General features: G+C 71.2%; 11 protein-coding genes and 1 pseudogene. 3 read left to right on the top strand and 9 right to left on the bottom strand.

The features are described 5' to 3' along the window. Nucleotides 1–2 precede the first annotated feature (2 nt). Nucleotides 3–269, bottom strand: coding sequence for an AbrB/MazE/SpoVT family DNA-binding domain-containing protein (locus IE195_RS04015; protein WP_191268082.1), 267 nt, complete (start codon nt 267–269; stop codon nt 3–5). A gap of 279 nt (nt 270–548) precedes the next feature. Here IE195_RS04015 and IE195_RS04010 point away from each other — a divergent pair. Beyond that, nucleotides 549–950 (top strand): annotated as a pseudogene (locus tag IE195_RS04010) (response regulator); the annotation flags it as partial. A 90-nt stretch (nt 951–1040) separates the two neighbouring features. On the opposite strand, the gene IE195_RS04005 reads toward IE195_RS04010, so the two are convergent. From IE195_RS04005 to IE195_RS03980, 6 genes are all read right to left on the bottom strand, one after another. Further along, complete coding sequence (locus tag IE195_RS04005; protein ID WP_191267968.1) at nt 1041–1907, bottom strand: anti-sigma factor family protein; 867 nt, start codon at nt 1905–1907, stop codon at nt 1041–1043. Continuing rightward, entirely contained in the window at nt 1904–2530 is a 627-nt protein-coding gene (sigM, locus tag IE195_RS04000) for an RNA polymerase sigma factor SigM (protein ID WP_191267967.1), read from the bottom strand. The genes IE195_RS04005 and sigM overlap by 4 nt, the downstream gene beginning before the upstream one ends. A gap of 31 nt (nt 2531–2561) precedes the next feature. After that, nucleotides 2562–4136: a protein kinase family protein gene (locus IE195_RS03995; protein WP_191267965.1), complete on the bottom strand. Its 1575-nt coding sequence runs from the start codon at nt 4134–4136 to the stop codon at nt 2562–2564. A 246-nt stretch (nt 4137–4382) separates the two neighbouring features. Continuing rightward, complete coding sequence (murJ, locus tag IE195_RS03990) at nt 4383–6179, bottom strand: murein biosynthesis integral membrane protein MurJ (protein ID WP_191268081.1); 1797 nt, start codon at nt 6177–6179, stop codon at nt 4383–4385. 155 nt (nt 6180–6334) lie between these two features. Further along, a complete protein-coding gene (gene murJ / locus IE195_RS03985; RefSeq protein WP_191267964.1) occupies nt 6335–8140 on the bottom strand; it encodes a murein biosynthesis integral membrane protein MurJ in 1806 nt (601 codons plus the stop codon). Nucleotides 8141–8222: 82 nt separating this feature from the next. Beyond that, on the bottom strand, nt 8223–10784 hold the full coding sequence (locus tag IE195_RS03980; RefSeq protein ID WP_191268080.1) for a DUF6049 family protein: 2562 nt from the start codon (nt 10782–10784) through the stop codon (nt 8223–8225). 344 nt (nt 10785–11128) lie between these two features. Here IE195_RS03980 and IE195_RS03975 point away from each other — a divergent pair, with 344 nt between their 5' ends. Then, on the top strand, nt 11129–12652 hold the full coding sequence (locus IE195_RS03975) for a CCA tRNA nucleotidyltransferase (protein WP_191267963.1): 1524 nt from the start codon (nt 11129–11131) through the stop codon (nt 12650–12652). A 22-nt stretch (nt 12653–12674) separates the two neighbouring features. Here IE195_RS03975 and IE195_RS03970 read toward each other — a convergent pair whose 3' ends face one another. Continuing rightward, on the bottom strand, nt 12675–13400 hold the full coding sequence (locus IE195_RS03970) for a class I SAM-dependent methyltransferase (protein WP_191267962.1): 726 nt from the start codon (nt 13398–13400) through the stop codon (nt 12675–12677). A 162-nt stretch (nt 13401–13562) separates the two neighbouring features. Here IE195_RS03970 and IE195_RS03965 point away from each other — a divergent pair, with 162 nt between their 5' ends. Continuing rightward, entirely contained in the window at nt 13563–14114 is a 552-nt protein-coding gene (locus IE195_RS03965; protein WP_191267961.1) for a GNAT family N-acetyltransferase, read from the top strand. 82 nt (nt 14115–14196) lie between these two features. On the opposite strand, the gene IE195_RS03960 is transcribed toward IE195_RS03965, so the two are convergent. Further along, nucleotides 14197–15555 (bottom strand): MFS transporter, encoded by a 1359-nt coding sequence (locus IE195_RS03960; RefSeq protein ID WP_229826066.1) that lies wholly within the window; start codon nt 15553–15555, stop codon nt 14197–14199. Between the last annotated feature and the right edge of the window lie 56 nt (nt 15556–15611).

Here is a 15611-nt window from a genome sequence, read left to right as displayed (position 1 = left end):
CTTCAGCGCTCCTGTTCAAGAGCGTCGAACATCGACTCCGCGTCCTCGAACTCCTCGGTGCGGCCGGCGGCGATCTGCTCGCTGGCCTCCCGCTCGCCCCGCTGCCACTGCCGATCCCAGAACCAGGCCTGATCGGCCGGGACCACGGTCATGCCGCGCAGCACGACCTGGCCGTCCTCGCCGATCTCGAACTCGACCTCGTCGCCTTCGCGGATGTGCAGCGCCTCGGTGACCTCCCGAGGCAGGGTGAGCTGGTTCTTGCGACGCATCACCGATCGTCGTCGACGCCTTCCTTCTGTCGTTGCCATGGTGGGGTACCTCCTTCGCTCTCAGCATGGACCTCGTCGACAGAAAGTTCAACTTTCCGACAGTATGACTTCGGGGGTGAACCGAGTAACCCCGAAGGGGCGGGGGCAACCGGTACGGTCCGACCACGCCTCAGCCGATGCCGGAGAGCATCCGTTGACCCTTCGGGCTTGTCTCGTCCGCCTTCCGGTCGACGGCGGCGGGTTCCGGGTGTGCGCGCGGATCCCGGTCGGGGATGGCGCGTGATCAGGGTCCTGCTCGTGGACGACCAGCCGCTCGTGCGTACGGGTGTGCGGTCGCTGTTGGAGAGGGACGGCGACATCGAGGCGGCGGCGGAGGCGACCGACGGTCGGCAGGCGCTGGTGGAGGTCGACCGCTTCCGTCCGGAGGTGGTCCTGCTGGACCCGCAGATGTCCGTGATGGACGGGCTCGGGGTACTGCGGGAACTGGAACGTCGACGTGTCGACACGTCGGGGCGCCGACATGTCGACACCCGGGTCGTGGTCCTCAGCACCTTCGGCGAGGACGCGAACGTGTTCTCCGCGCTGCGCCTGGGCGCGGCCGGGTTCCAGCTCAAGGACGCCGGTCCGCGTGAACCGCGGGCGGCGGTCCGGATGGTCGCGGAGGGGGACGGGTGGGCAAGTGGTGCGCCGTAGGCGACCGTTGAGGGTGGTGGAGGCCGGCCTACGAGAGCGGTCTGGTCCGGCCCGGAGGCGGCTGAGGCCCCCGGCCGGTCACAGGTCCGCTTCGGCGAGGACGCTGGTGTTGATGTCGCCGCCCTGCGCGCAGCGCGGGTCGAGCACGACCACGCCGTTGCCCCCGGTGTCCTGGGTGAAGAGGACCCATGCGCGCTCGGCGCCGTCACCGGAGTCGAAGAGGGCCTCGTCGACCAGGGTGCCCCGGACGCCGTTGGCTTCCTCGAACCGGTCGACGCACCCCTGCACGGGTGCGGTCACCGGCTTCTGCGCCTGGGCTCCCATGCCCTCCGCGGTATCCTCCGAGTCGGCCAGCACCTCGGCCGCCTGCGCGCCGAGCTGGTCCTCGGTGTAGACCGTGCCGCTCGCCGTGGACTCGGCGGAGTAGGACTGGGCGATGTCGGGGGCGGACTCCGGTTGGGAGTCCTCCTGGTACATGGGGGCCGCGGCGTCGTTCTCCGTTTCGCCGACCATCAGCCCGTTGACGATCGCGGTCCCGCCGCCGACCACGAAGACGGCCGCGGCGGCGGCCGCCATCAGCTTGGGCAGGCCGAAACCGCGGCGCCGGGAGGCGATGGGGACGACCGGTGCGGGCGCGTCCGGGACGGGCGGTGCCGGGTCTCCGGCCGACGGGACGCCGGGTTCGGGGGGCGCGGTGCCCGCCGCGGACGGGGAGCGTTCGCGGACGGCCTCGGCGATGCGGCTGTCGAGGAGGTCCGCGACGCCCTGCGGCAGCGCGGGTACCGGTGCCTCGCTGAGGACGCGGGTGACCCCCGAGAGCTCCTCCAGGGTGGCAGCGCACTCCGCGCAGGTATCGATGTGGGCGGCGACCGAGTTCTCCTCGTCGGGGTCGGTGAGACCCTCGGCGAAGAAGGCGAGCGCCTCCGTGTCTGGGTGGGACGTCACGATGGGTTGGCACCTCCTCTCCCAGATGTGACGTCTCGGGGAGGCTGAGGGTTCCTTAGATGGGCCAGGGAGGGAAGAAGTTTGGCGCGACCTCGCGCACACCGGCTCTTGACCGTGCCCGAGGCCACCTGGAGGATCTCGGCCGCCTCGTCCACCCGGTAACCGAGCATGTCCACCAGGGTCAGCGCCATGCGCTGGTCCAGCGGGAGGAGGTCCAGGGCCGCGTGCACGTCCAGGCGGGCCTCGGTCCGCGAGGCGTGGTCGGTGCCGCCGCCAGAACGGCTCAGGCGCTCGTTGGAGATGACGTCGAGGGTCTCGTCCTCGGTCGGGGTGGCCGGACGCACCTTGCGGCGTCTGAGGCGGTCGTGGCAGGCGTTCACCACGATGCGGTGCAGCCAGGTGCTGACCTGGGACTCGCCGCGGAAGCGCCCGGCGGCCCGGAACGCGGACAGGAAGGCGTCCTGGAGCGCGTCCGAGGCCTCCTCGGGGTCGCCGGTCATCCGGATGGCGACAGCCCAAAGGCGCTCACGGTGTCGGCGTACCAGTACCGCGAACGCCTGTTCGTCACCCTGAGCGTGCCTCGACAACAGCTCCTTGTCAGGAAGCTCCTGGGCCGCGTCCATCAGCGCTGATCACATACCCCACAACTAGAACCTAGGTCCCGCGTACCTCGACCTCGTTAATGGTCCCACGCCAGTCTCCGTCGACCTGCGGGAGCTCGGTGAACCAGACCAGGACGTACCGCCCGGTCGCACCCTCGTCGAGGGTGATGGTCTGTTCACCGTCGACACTGCCCGACCAGGCGATCGGGAGGCTTGCGTCCAGGCTTTCCTCGTCGCTGACCTCGTCGCTGTCCCCGACCCGGATCTCCACGCCGTGCGTCCCGCCGGAGAGCATCAGGTCCACCTCGTGGACCTCCTGGCCGGACTCCAGGTCCAGCAGCAGGCCCACCCCGGCCTTCTGGTCGCTCAGGGGGTCCCAGTATCCCTGGGTGCTCCAGCCGGTGTCGGGCTTCTGGTCGAAGGCGAGGGGCGCGTTCTGGGAGTGCTCGTCGCCATCGCCGTTGGGCATCGGGTCGAAGCCCCGGGCCGAGCCGATGGCGAGGGGTTCCGGTTCCACGCTGTCCGTGGCCTCCTCGGAGGCGCTGGCGCCCGGGTCGGGGGTCTCGTCCCCGCCACCGACCATCGTGCCCACGATCCACGCGCCGGTGACGACCGCGGCGAGCAGTACCACCGCCACCACGCCGACCAGCACCTTGCGAAGCGAACCGCCCTCCTGGCGGGCGGTGCGCTGCTCCGTGCGTGAGGCGGGGGCCGATCTGGCCGCGTTGCGTGCCGGGGCCGCGTCCTCCCGGGAGCCGCGCCGCTGGCCGTTGGTGGAGCCGAACTCACCGGTGCGCCGGGAGGTCCCCTGTTCGGGCTGCGGGACGGCCTCCGTCGGGGAGACCGGCAGCGGGATGAGTCGGGGCACCTCGGCCAGCGCCGCGCAGAACTCCGCGGGACTGGTGATGGGCGGGCCGGGCACCAGCTGCCCCACCAGCTGCGGCAGGGCCGCGCGGGTGGTGATGGCGGCCAGGGGCTCGCTCACGCCCTGACGGAGCTGTCCGGGCGGATAGGGGCCCATGGGGCCCTGCGGGGCGCCGGGCAGTCCGCTCTGCGGGCCGCCCGGCCAGTACCCGGTGATCGCCGCGTACAGCAGGCTGCCCAGCCCCTGGGCGTCGACCGCGCCGGGGTGGGGGACGTTGTTGCCGAGCAGCGCGGCGTCCACGCCGATACCGGTGACCTTGACCGCGCCGCCGCTGCTCCACATGAGCTTTCCGGGGGTCAGGCCCAGGTGGTGCAGGCCGCTGGCGTGCGCCGCGGCGATGGCCTCGGCGGCCTCGGCGACCAGGCCGGCGGCGCGCTCGGGCTCCATCGGCCCCTGCGCCAGGAGTTCGGAGAGGGAGGAACCGATCACCCATTCCTCGACGACGTAGGGGACGGCCGAGGTGTCGTCGGCGTCGAAGACCTGGGTGACGCGGGCGTCCGGGATGCGGCTCGTGGCACGGGCCGCGTGCACGACCTCTGACGTGCGCGGGAATCCGTCCGCGAAGGTCCATACCGCGACCGGACGCGCGAGCGTCTCGTCGGTGGCCTTCCACCGGGTCGCACCACCGGTCTCGCTCACCACGTGGTCGAGTCGGTAGCGGTTGGCCAGCTTCGCCCCGGGTTCGATCAGGAAGGTGCTCATGATGGGAGTGACGGGCGCCAGTGCCGCTGGATCGCGTGGTGCCGTTGCGGGCGCACGCGAGGGGGTCGGCTCTGTCTGCTGTCCCCAGCCTCCCTTCGGGCAGCTCGGATCATCGATGCTCTGGCGGTAAAGCGGTGTCTGTCCATGCTAGGACGCGTGAACAGCCTCTTTGGAGGACACCGGGTGCTCGTTCACCTTCTGGGAAGTACCAGGACGTGACTACCCAACGTCATCCATTCCAGGTGATCAGCGGCGTCGCAGCCGGGTTCTGACCAAATCGAGGAATGATGTGACTTCTGTCACCTTTAGGAACTTGGCGGCAACCACGAACAGTACGGCACCGACCAGCCCTCCGGCCACCATGGACGCGAGAGCGGGCCAGAGATCACCCGGCAGGCCCTGGAAGGCGTAGGTCATCAGCACACCGAACAGTGCGGCCGGGACCGTGGCCACGTGCAGCCTGAACAGGGTGGCGGCGGTCCTGCGCCCGTCCAGGCCGTTCAGCCTGCGGTTCAACAGGAACCACATGATGGCCGAACCCACGATGTAGTAGAGCCCGTAGGGGACCGGCAGCCACACCACGATGTGCTGCGGGCTCTCCGCCATGAAGTACAGCAGGCTGAGCGCGGTGACCGCGTGGGCGATCTCGGAGGGGATCGACACCAGTGCCGGGGTGCGGGTGTCGCCCAGCGCGTAGAACACGCGCATCTGGAGCTGGAACAGCGTGAACGGGATCAACATCACGCAGAAGGCCATCAGGATCCGGCCGATCGCGGCCGCGTCCTCCGTGCTGGTGCTGCCCTGCGCGTAGATCATCACACAGAAGGGGACGGCGAAGACGATCATCGCCACCGAGATGGGGACGATCAGCACGGAGGAGAGCCGAAAACCCCGGGAGAAGTCGCTCCGGACCTGGTCCCTGCGCCCGGCCGCGACGTGTTCGCTCATCCGGGGGAGCAGGGCGGTGATCACCGAGACCGCGATGACCGCGTACGGCAGCTGGAACAGCATCGAGGCGAACTTGTACGCCGCGATGCCCGAACCCGTCTCGTGGCCGAGCTCGGCGGCCATCGCGCCGGCCCGCGTGGCGACGTTGGTGGACACGAGCGCCCCCACCTGGGCGACCACGATGTAGAGCATCATCCACGAGGCGGCGCCGGCGGCCTCCCCCAGACCGGACCCGCGCAGGTCCAGCCGGGGGCGCCAGCGGAAACCCGCGGCGGCGAGGGCCCAGACCAGCACGGCGGCCTGGACCACCTGGCCGAGCGCGGTGCCCAGGCCGAGCAGCGCGATCTCCCCCTGGGTCACGGTGTCCGGGGTACGCCCCGGACCGGCGACGGACAGGAACCACAGGCAGACGCCGATGATGACGAGGTTGTTCAGCACCGGGGCCCACATGGGGGCGCCGAACCTGTTGCGCGCGTTCAGCATGGCGCTGGACAGGCCGCTCGCGCCGATGAAGAAGATCTGCAGCACCAGGTAGCGGGCCAGGACCACCGAGACCTCGTACTGCGCCCCGCTGAACCCGCCGGCGTAGATCCGGATGAACCACTCCGCGATCAGCACGGACACCAGGGTGAGCGCGAACAGCGCCAGCAGCATCAGGGTGACCAGGCGCTGCTCGGTCCCGTTCCCGCCGTCGGAGTCCAGCTTGCGCCGCTTGACCAGGAACGGCACGAACACACTGGCCAACAACCCGCCGATGAGCAGGTCGTAGATCATGTACGGCACCATGCCGGCGGTCTGGTAGGCGTCCCCCAGCAGCTGGGTACCGATCGCCGCGGCCAGCACGATGGTGCGGACGAAGCCCGTCACCCGGGAGGCGATCGTGCCGACCGCCATGATCGCGGTCGACCTCGCGAGGTTGCCCGGCGCCGTGTGCGCCGTACCGCCGATCTCGTCGCCGTCCTCCAGGCCGGCGCGGTCCGCGGTGCCCACGTCACCGATCTCGCTGGGGTCGCGGGCCGCCTTCAGCCCGGTCTCGGGCTCGGTGTCGGGCTCGGAGCGCTCGTAGGCGTCGAGCACGTCACCCGGCATCACCATGTGGTGGCGGGACGCGGGGTCCCGGTGCTCCTCCGGTCCTCGTTCCGGTTCCTCGGAGTGCTGGCGGAGTTGGTCGCTGGACACCGTCGGGCGGTCCTTTTCTGGCGGGGGCGGCTACGGGGTTCCGGCGGGTCCGGGCCGAGGGGGTACGGCGTCTAACGGCCCAGGCGGGTGCGGATCAGCTGCACGGCGGCGCTCAGCTCGGGCACGCGCAGAACACGGGCGGACACCAGGAAGAGCAGCGCGCCGACGGCGCATCCGACCACCGGGGCACCCACGTAGGTGGCCAGACCGGGACCGACCCGGGTTTCGAAGAACCAGAGCACACCGAAGCCGGCCGCGACACTGGGCACGACGGCCAGGTGCAGCCGCAACAATGTGCCAAGGATGTGCCTTCCGTCAAGACCCCCGACACGTCGGCTGAGGACCTGTCCGGCGATGGTCAGACCCGACAGGAACGACACCATGAAGCCCGCGGCGACGCCGACGACGACCAGGTTCGGCGGCAGGAGCAGGTAGGCGACCAGGGCCAGGGCGCTGTGGACGGCGAGGTTGGCCCCTCCGATCAGGGCGGGGGTCCTGGTGTCGCCCATCGCGAAGAACACGCGCAGCATCAGCTGGAACACGGTGAACGGCAGCAGCCCGAGCGACATCACCGCGAGGATCTGCCCGATGGCGGTCGCGTCGGCGACGGAGACCGAACCGCGGGCGAACGCCAGCACCGACAGCGGCTCGGCGAACATCGCGACCGCGAAGGCGGTCGGGACCAGCACGAAGGCGGAGATCCGCAGGGTGCGGGAGAAGTCCGAGCGGACCGCGTCCCAGTCGCGGTCGTCGGCGTGCGCGCTCATCCGGGGGAGCAGCACGGTGATCAGGGAGACCGCGATGATCGCGTAGGGGAGCTGGAAGAGCTGGTACGCCAGGTTGTAGGCGCTGATACCGGCACCGACGTCCAGGCCCTGTTCGATGCTGGCCACGTTCGCCGCGTTGGCGATGTTGGTGGTGATCCACAGGCCCGCCTGGGTCAGCAGGGTGTAGAGCATCATCCACCCGGCGGTGCGCAGGGCCTCACCGAGGCCGGAGCCGCGCAGGTCCAGGCGGGGGCGCCACCGGTAGCCGGTCCGGGTCAGCGCGACGAACAGCACGAGCGCCTGGAGTGCCATGCCCGCGGCCGTGCCCGCGCCCAGCAGGGTGAGTTCGGTGGTGGAGACCGTCTCCGGGGTGCGGCCCGGGCCCGCCACCACCAGGAACATCCCGGCCACACCCATGATGACGAAGTTGTTGAGCACCGGGGCCCAGACCGCCGCGCCGAACTTGCCCCGGGTGTTGAGCATCGCGCTCAGCAGGCCGCTCAGCCCCACGAAGAAGATCTGCGAGAGCAGGAAGCGCGCCAGGTAGACCGAGGTGTCGAACTGCACCGGGGTGAACCGGGAACCGTACAGCCAGATGAGGGCCTCAGCCGCGGCGATGGCGGTCACCGTCACGAGCAGCAGCGCCAGCACCATCGAGGTGAACAGCCGGTCCTCGGTGGCCTTGCCGCCGTCCGCGTCGCGCTTGCGCCGCTTGACGAGGAAGGGGATGACCACGGAGGCCATCAGGCCGCCGATGAGCAGGTCGTTCAGGATGAAGGGGATCGTGTGCGCCGTGTGGTACGCGTCACCGAGCAGGTGGGTGCCGATGGCGGCGGCCAGCACGATGGTGCGGGCGAAGCCGGACAGGCGGGAGGCCATGGTGCCGACGGCCATGATCATGCTGGACCGCATCATGCCGCCGGAACCCGAGTCCTGCTTCGGGGCGGGGGTCTCGGTTTCGGGGATCTCACCCTCCTCGAACGACGGGGTCGGTCCGCCTGCGGGGCGGACCGTGCTCTCTCCGGGCATGGGGCCCTCCGCGGGCAGTTTTCGGTGTTTGGGTGTGTGACGAGAGTCCTGCTCGTCGCCGTGCGGGGAGTCGGTGACCACCGTGGATCAGGGTTCCTTTCGTCCGACTGGGAGGTTCGTGCCGCGGCACCGTGGCACGGTGCCGCGGATCAAGCGGTGGCGGTCACTTCTCGGGGCCGCCGTCCGACCGGCCCTCGGGTTCCGTCTCCGCGCCGGCGGGGGTGTCCGGTCCGGCAGACGACTCCTCGGCCGCGGTGGGGGTCTCCTCCGGCGCGGAGGCGGCGCCGTCCGAGCCGCCACCGGCGTTCTCGGCGCCCTCAGCCGCTGTGCTTCCGGTCGCGGCAACGCCGGCGCCCCCGGCCGAGGCGCCCCCGGTGCCGGGCGTCGCGTCCGCTCCGTCGGGGGCCGCGGCCGCGTTGGCCCTGGCCGACTGCTTGCGTGCCCACTTGCGCACGGCCCGGGGTGCCAGCGCCGCGATGAGGATCAGCAGGCCGATCCCGCTGATCATCAGGGCCTGGGTGCCCAGGCCCGTGGCGTTCACCTGGATCAGGGTGTCCTGGGAGCTGATCGGCTCACCGTCGGCGTTCTGGAGGCTGACGTGCACGGTGGTGGTGCCGTTGATCCGGGCGGACAGCGGGACGTAGACCGTGGTCTTGGCGCCGGGGGCGATCTCGAAGTGGGTCGTGTACTCGCCGACGCTCAGGCGTTCGGAGTTCTCCGAGTAGATGGACAGGTGGACGTAGACCGCCTCGTCCTCCAGGTCGTTGGCAACGAGCACCCCCGTGGTACCGGTGCTGCTGGCCAGGGTGACCGGTTCGCCGGGGATCACCCGCACGTCCTCCATGCGGTTCTGCACGGCCTGCTCCACCACGGAGCGGGTGGCACCGGCCAGGGCCTCGCGGTCCCGCCAGTACACCGATTCCAGGCGAACCAGGGAGGGGCGGAAGGGGTCGTTGTCGCCGACCAGGATGCTGTTGAACAGGCGGACGTCCCGGCGGACGTCGTTGACCTGGCCGAGGTAGGTGGAACTGAGCTCCTCCCCGTAGGCCCGCTCCGGGTAGGTCAGCCCCTGCCGGGTGTCCTCCCGCTCCTCGGGGGCGGGGAGCTCCACCTCGTCCAGACGCCGGGGCGAGAGCCAGGGGAGGCTGTCGGTGGCCTCCAGCACCCCGTCGGCGAACTCGGGGCCGGGGTCCCAGCCGGCCTCGGGCGCGGCGATGACCACCCGGTCCTCGCCGGCGTTCTCACCGGCGATCATCGCGGTCTCCGCGGCGAAGCGCTGGAGGGCCAGGGCGGATTCGCCGGGTTCCGAGGAGGGCATCGACAGCACGTCGGTCAGCCCGGAGTCGGCGACCAGCGCGTAGGGCTCCTCGTCCCCCTCCGCGCCGCTGGCGGGCAGCGGAGCCTGGGCCGTGGGTGTGGTGGAGATCCGCGGGGCGGGCGGGACCGCCTCTTCGTCCAGCAGGAAGCGGTGCGCGCCGTTCTCGGCGAACAGCTCCTGGACGTTCTCCTCCATCAGGCCCCCGGCCGGGACCGCGAAGCTGTCGTCGGCCTCCAGGCCGAGTGAGCGCGACATCGCCTCCTGGGCGAGCCACAGCGAGGCTTCGGCTTCGGCGTCCATGTCGTTGCGGAGCAGCGCGGCCAGGTCGGCGTTGGCGTAGGGGGAGGAGACGACGGTGTCGGCGGCCAGGGCCCTGCGGGCCTCGCGCAGCCACACCTGGGCCGCCTCGTTCGCGGCCTGGTCGTGTCGGGCCGGTTCGGCCTCGGCCGGGACCGCGAGGAGGTCCTCCAGGACCTCGTGCTCGTCCCTCGCCATCCGGAGGATGTCGTCGAGCGTGCCGGGATCGACGGCCCAGGTCACCGGGACACCCTCGGTCCGCTCCGGGGAGTCCTCACCTTCCTCCCCCTCCTCTTCGTCCTCCTCGCCGTTCCCGGAGTCCTCGTCCTCGTCCGAGCCCTCCTCGGACGGTTCGGGGGTGAGGGAGTCGGCGTCCTCCTCCGCGGTGGCCTCCTCTCCGGCGGTGGGGGGACCCCCGGTCGGTTCCTCCTCCTCGCCCAGGCCCAGCTCCTCGACGAGGTCCCCGTCACCCGCCTCGAAGGAGAGGGGGACCTGCGCCCCGGACTGCAGGAGACGCCCCAGACGCCCCTCCGCGCCGACGGAGCCGTGGAGTTCCTCGCTGAGGAAGGTGTCGTCGTCGGCGCGCTGCGGGTCCTCCATCAGCGGCCACACCCAGGCCAGGTTCAGGGAGGGGACGTCGTCGCCGTCGGCGGTGTAGGGGAGGAAGGAGTACTGCGCTCCGATGGCTTCGCCGTCACCGTCGAGTGCCTCGACGATCAGGGGGTAGACGCCGTAGGAGCTCAGTCCGAGGTCCTCGACCGGGGTGCTCAGCGAGTACTCCAGGGTGTCCTCGGGCGCCAGTTCGCCCTCGAACTCCTCCTCCGGACCGGAGGCGTTGGGCTGCCAGCCCTCACCGGAGGCGAACTCGTCGAGCTCGTCCCGTGAGGTGAAGGGGTGCCTTGAGTACCGGATGCGGACGGTGACGTCCTCGACGGAGTCCTCGGTGGTGTTGGTCACCTCGCCCGCCACCCGCAGGGTGCTGTCCTCGTCGACGGCGTCCGGTGTGATCCGGTCCACGACGACCGGCGCCGCGGAGCCCTCGTCATCGGGCTCCGCCGACGCGGAGGAAAGGGTGGCCGGTATCGGAAGCAGAGCGGCGGCCATGGCCATGACCGCGGCTGCGGAAGCAGTTCGACGCAACGCTTGGTTTCCTGATTCGGGTCCGGGTGTCCGTCCCGCCAGGGATACGGAAGGTGGGGCGGGACCGGTCGGGCGCCCGCGCGGCGCGCTCAGCGGAAGCGGGGCTGGTGGCCTCGGACTGGCCGTGACATGCCACCACTGCACCCGAAGATACCGCGTTCCCCGAACCCCGGTTCTGGTGCGGACCGTTGTTCGGGTGTGTGGTCGGCCCAGCCTTTCATCCGCCGGGGGTCACGCGCCAGATCCCGTGTCGGCCCGCCGCGTCGGCGGCGGCGATTCGCGGTTACCCCGTGCGGCCGCCTAACCTGCCTGGTGTGCCGAACACAGAGTTTCCGAGTGAGAACGACGCCGTCCAGAACCGGTCCGCCGAGGTGAACCCGCGCGCGGGCACCCTGACCGGTGAGCAGCGCGCGGCGATCACCGAGTTGGTCGACTCGATCGAACCGGTCTCCGAGGAGCTCGGCGACCTCTTCTCCTCGCACGGCCAGCAGCTCGCCGTCGTGGGCGGTCCGGTCCGCGACGCGCTCCTGGGGCGCGCCTCCAACGACGTGGACCTCACCACCGACGCGGTGCCCCAGCGCATCCTCGAACTGGTCGACGGCTGGGCGGACGCGGTGTGGACCGTCGGGATCGAGTTCGGCACCGTGGGCCTGCGCAAGCGCGGACTCCAGCTGGAGATCACCACCTACCGCAGCGAGGCCTACTCGCCCGAGTCCCGCAAGCCCGAGGTGTCCTACGGCACCGACATCCACGACGACCTGCTGCGCCGCGACTTCACCGTCAACGCCATGGCGGTGCACCTGCCCGGGCACGAGTTCGTGGACCCCTTCGGCGGACTCGCCGACCTCAGGGACAAGGTGCTGCGGACCCCGGGGCGCCCGGAGGACTCCTTCAGCGACGACCCGCTGCGGATCATGCGCGCCGTCCGTTTCGCCGCACAGCTCGGCTTCACCCTGGCTCCCGAGGTGGCCGAGGCCGCGCGGGACATGGCGGACCGGCTCACCATCGTCTCGGCCGAGCGCGTGCGCGACGAGCTGACCAAGCTCATGCTCAGCCCGGACCCGCGCAGGGGCGTCGAGCTGATGGTGGAGCTGGGGATCGCCGAGCACGTGCTGCCCGAGATCCCCAAGATGCAGCTGGAGATCGACGAGCACCACCGGCACAAGGACGTCTACGAGCACTCGCTCACCGTGCTGGACCAGGCCATGGACCTGGAGCGCGAGCGCGGCCACGGGCCCGACCTGGTGTTGCGCCTGGCCGCGCTGCTGCACGACATCGGCAAGCCCAAGACCCGCGCCTTCGAGGGCGGCAACCGGGTGACCTTCCACCACCACGAGGTCGTGGGCGCCTCCATGAGCCGTAAGCGGCTGACCGCGCTGCGCTTCTCCAAGGACGTGGTCGGTCAGGTCAGCACCCTGGTCGCGCTGCACCTGCGTTTCCACGGTTACGGCAAGGGAGAGTGGACGGACTCGGCGGTGCGCAGGTACGCCCGTGACGCCGGGGACCAGTTGGAGCGGCTGCACATCCTCACCCGGGCCGACTGCACCACCCGCAACCGGCGCAAGGCCGCGGCGCTCTCCCGCTCCTACGACGACATCGAGCGCCGTATCGCCAAGCTCGCCGAGCAGGAGGAGCTGGACCGGATCCGTCCGGACCTGGACGGCAACGAGATCCAGGAGATCCTGGGCGTCAGGCCCGGTCCGCTGGTCGGCAAGGCCTACCGGTTCCTGTTGGAGCTGCGCCTGGAGAACGGGCCGATGGACAAGGACGCGGTCGCCGCGGAGCTGCGCTCCTGGGCGGCCGAGCACCTGGAGCAGGAAGGCCGTCGGGCGCAGTAGGGGCCGCGGGACCGGAGCCGGTTCACCGGACCGGCTTGACCGCGGTGACGGCCATCGTCGTCCCGAACACGCGCAGCGGTGTGCGCTCCAGCGCCTCCGGTACGCCCCGCGGAGCCCGGGGGCGGTCTCCGAGGGGCGGCATGAGGTAGTCGATCGCGCGCACCCGCAGCCCGCGGCCGCGCAGCAGGCGCCCCAACTCCTGGCTGGTGAAGGAGCGTGCGTTCGCCATCCGCTCGTGCAGCGGGCGCACCCAGGGCAGGAACGGGGCGGTCAGCGCGGAGCGGTCCCGGCGGCCCCACCGCACCCCGTGTCTGTCGAGCGGGGACCACCGGTTGGACGTGGTCAGGGAGAGGGCCCCGCCGGGTTTGAGCACCCGGTGGGCCTCGGTGAGGGCGCCTTCGAGGTCGTCGAGGTGTTCGGCCAGGTCGAAGGCGGTGACCCGGTCGAAGGTGTTGGAGTCGAAGGCCAGCGCCTCCGCGGACATCTTGTGCACGCCGACACGGTCCTCCAGGCCGGTGCCGGCGACGCGCTCGGTGAGCGCGTCGAGCCGCTCGGGTTCGACGTCGACGGCGTCCACCCGTACGTACCCCGTGGCGAGTGCCACGGTGTGCGCGCCGTCGCCGCACCCCAGGTCGAGCAGGCGGTCGCCGCGGGCGGGCAGCTGTCGGCGCACCGCCTCGACCCGCCTGGCGACACCCTGGGCCCCGGAGGAGCCCGAGGGGCCGCCGAGTCCGTAACCGAAGCCCATGGCCACCATCCCCTGCCGTGACGAATCCCTGCGGGGGGAGACTACAGCAAGTGACTCTTTGATTACTTGTTGATGTGGCAACATGTCGACCCGTCGACTGCCGGGGCGCCGGGCAGCGCCCCTGGGCGGTGGCCGCCGGGCGGACGGTGCGAGGATGACGCGATGAGCGAAACCACCTGGTACCTGGAGACGACCGACCCCGCCGAACTGAGGCCCGGGCGTGAACCGGAGGGCCCGGTGCGGTTCACCCGCGCGCAGGTGCCCAGTCCCGAACTCTCCCGGTTCCTCTACGAGACGGTCGGCCGCGACTACCGGTGGTTCGACCGGAGCCCCTGGACCGACCAGGAGTGGCGCGACCGGGTGGAGCGCCCCGGGGTCGAGACCTGGGTGCTGTACGACCGGGGCACGCCAGCCGGCTACGCGGAGTTGGAGGCCCAGGACGGGGGCGCGGTCGAGATCGTCTACTTCGGTCTCATGCCCGGCTTCCTCGGCCGGGGCCTGGGCGGCCACATGCTCACCGAGACCGTCCGCCGGGCCTGGGACCTCGCCGGACGCTGGCCGGGGCGGGAGGCCACCCGGAGGGTGTGGCTGCACACCTGTTCCCTGGACGGGGAGCACGCCCTCGCCAACTACGAGGCGCGCGGACTTCGCCTCTACCGCGAGACGGTCGCGGACCAGGCGACTGGTGGACAGGTCGACATGTCGCCGAAGTGACAGGCGGACATGTAGACCCGGACGGAGGGCCCGCGGCGCGGCGTGCACGGGGGAGTCCGTACGCACCAACGCGCGCCGCGGACTAGACCGTCTCGGGCTTCGGTGCCCCGGAACCGGGTGCCCCGGGTCCCGGAGCCCCGGCCTCCGGCGTTCCGGGAATCGGAACCCCCCGGCTGCCCGGGCGCCGGGCGCGCACCGTCCAGGCCGCGCCCATCAGGAGATAGGAGAGGACCATCGCGCCGACCACCGGGACACTCACCCCGGACTGCGGGACCAGCCCGGCGGTCAGTGCGGCACCCAGTACGAACGTGGCGTTGAAGAGCACGTCGTAGACGGAGAACACGCGGCCGCGGTAGGCGTCGTCGACATGTCGCTGAACCAACGTGTCGACGGTGACCTTCACCGCCTGGGACACGAACCCCAGGACGAAGGCGGCGACCGGGAACAGGGCCGCGGAGAAGGGCAGACCGAACAGCAGCAGGGCGACGGCCGCCCCGGCCAGCAGCGCCGCGATCCAGGCGCTCTCGCCGATCCGCGCGGTCGCCCACGGCGTGGCCACCGCACCCAGGAAGAACCCGAGGGCGAGCAGTCCGGCCGCCACCGAGAACCCGGCGATGCCGGCGACGCCGCCGCCGGTGAACGTGTTGTTGTACAGCAGCATGGTGAGGAGCGTGGAGATGCCGAAGAGCACGCGGTGGCCGCCGATGGTCAGCAGTCCGTCGCGGGCGGGCACCCGCTCCCAGATGTGCCGGACACCGCTGGCCATGCCCCGGACGGCGTTGTGCAGCGCGGCCCGGACCTCCTCGGGCTCCTCCTCCAGGTGCGGGCCCAGCTCCCGGTACCGCAGGGTGAGCGAGACCAGGGCGGCTCCCGCGAACCCCAGCGCGGCCGCGAACAGGACCATCCCGGTGCCCAGGGCCTGCGCACCGCCGAGCATGCCGATCGCCAGGCCCGCTCCGGTGCCCAGGGAGCTCGCGACGGTTCCGCAGGTCGGTGTGACCGCGTTGGCCATCATCAGCTTGTCCCGGGGCACCACGTAGGGCAGGCCCGCGGACAGTCCGGACAGGAAGAAGCGGTTGACGCTCAGGACGAGGAGGGCGGCGACGAAGAACGCGGGTCCCTCCCCGTTGGCGACGAGGAGCGCCGTCACCGTCGCCAGGACGGCCTTGGCCAGTGAGGACAGCAGGAGGACCTGACGGCGGGGCCAGCGGTCGATGAGCACGCCCGCGAACGGGGCGACCGCGGAGAAGGGCAGGAGCAGCACGGCGAAGGCCGCGGCCACCTCTCCCGCCCCCGTGTGCTGCTCGGGGTTGAAGAAGACGAAGCCGGCCAGCCCGGCCTGGTAGACCCCGTCGGAGAACTGCGAGACCAACCGGGTACCGAACAGCCGACGGAACCGGGACCCCTGGAGGACCGTGCGCAGATCGCCGAAGAAGGACACGTTTTCAGGGTAGGGCGTGCCCGGGGCCGAGGCGGCCCCGGGCGGTCGGCCGGTGT

Origin of the sequence: Nocardiopsis terrae, from assembly GCF_014651695.1 — a bacterium.
GTDB lineage: Bacteria > Actinomycetota > Actinomycetes > Streptosporangiales > Streptosporangiaceae > Nocardiopsis > Nocardiopsis terrae.
Note: the sequence above shows the minus strand (reverse complement) of the source record. Positions and strands in the feature narration are given on the sequence as shown.

Excerpts from the sequence above, each read along its gene's own strand:
- IE195_RS04015 (WP_191268082.1), bottom strand. The coding sequence starts at position 269 with ATGCGTCGCAAGAACCAGCTCACCCTGCCTCGGGAGGTCACCGAGGCG.
- sigM (WP_191267967.1), bottom strand. The coding sequence starts at position 2,530 with ATGGACGCGGCCCAGGAGCTTCCTGACAAGGAGCTGTTGTCGAGGCAC.
- IE195_RS03995 (WP_191267965.1), bottom strand. The coding sequence starts at position 4,136 with ATGAGCACCTTCCTGATCGAACCCGGGGCGAAGCTGGCCAACCGCTAC.
- murJ (WP_191268081.1), bottom strand. The coding sequence starts at position 6,179 with ATGGTGATGCCGGGTGACGTGCTCGACGCCTACGAGCGCTCCGAGCCC.
- IE195_RS03980 (WP_191268080.1), bottom strand. The coding sequence starts at position 10,784 with ATGGCCATGGCCGCCGCTCTGCTTCCGATACCGGCCACCCTTTCCTCC.
- IE195_RS03970 (WP_191267962.1), bottom strand. The coding sequence starts at position 13,400 with ATGGGCTTCGGTTACGGACTCGGCGGCCCCTCGGGCTCCTCCGGGGCC.
- IE195_RS03965 (WP_191267961.1), top strand. The coding sequence starts at position 13,563 with ATGAGCGAAACCACCTGGTACCTGGAGACGACCGACCCCGCCGAACTG.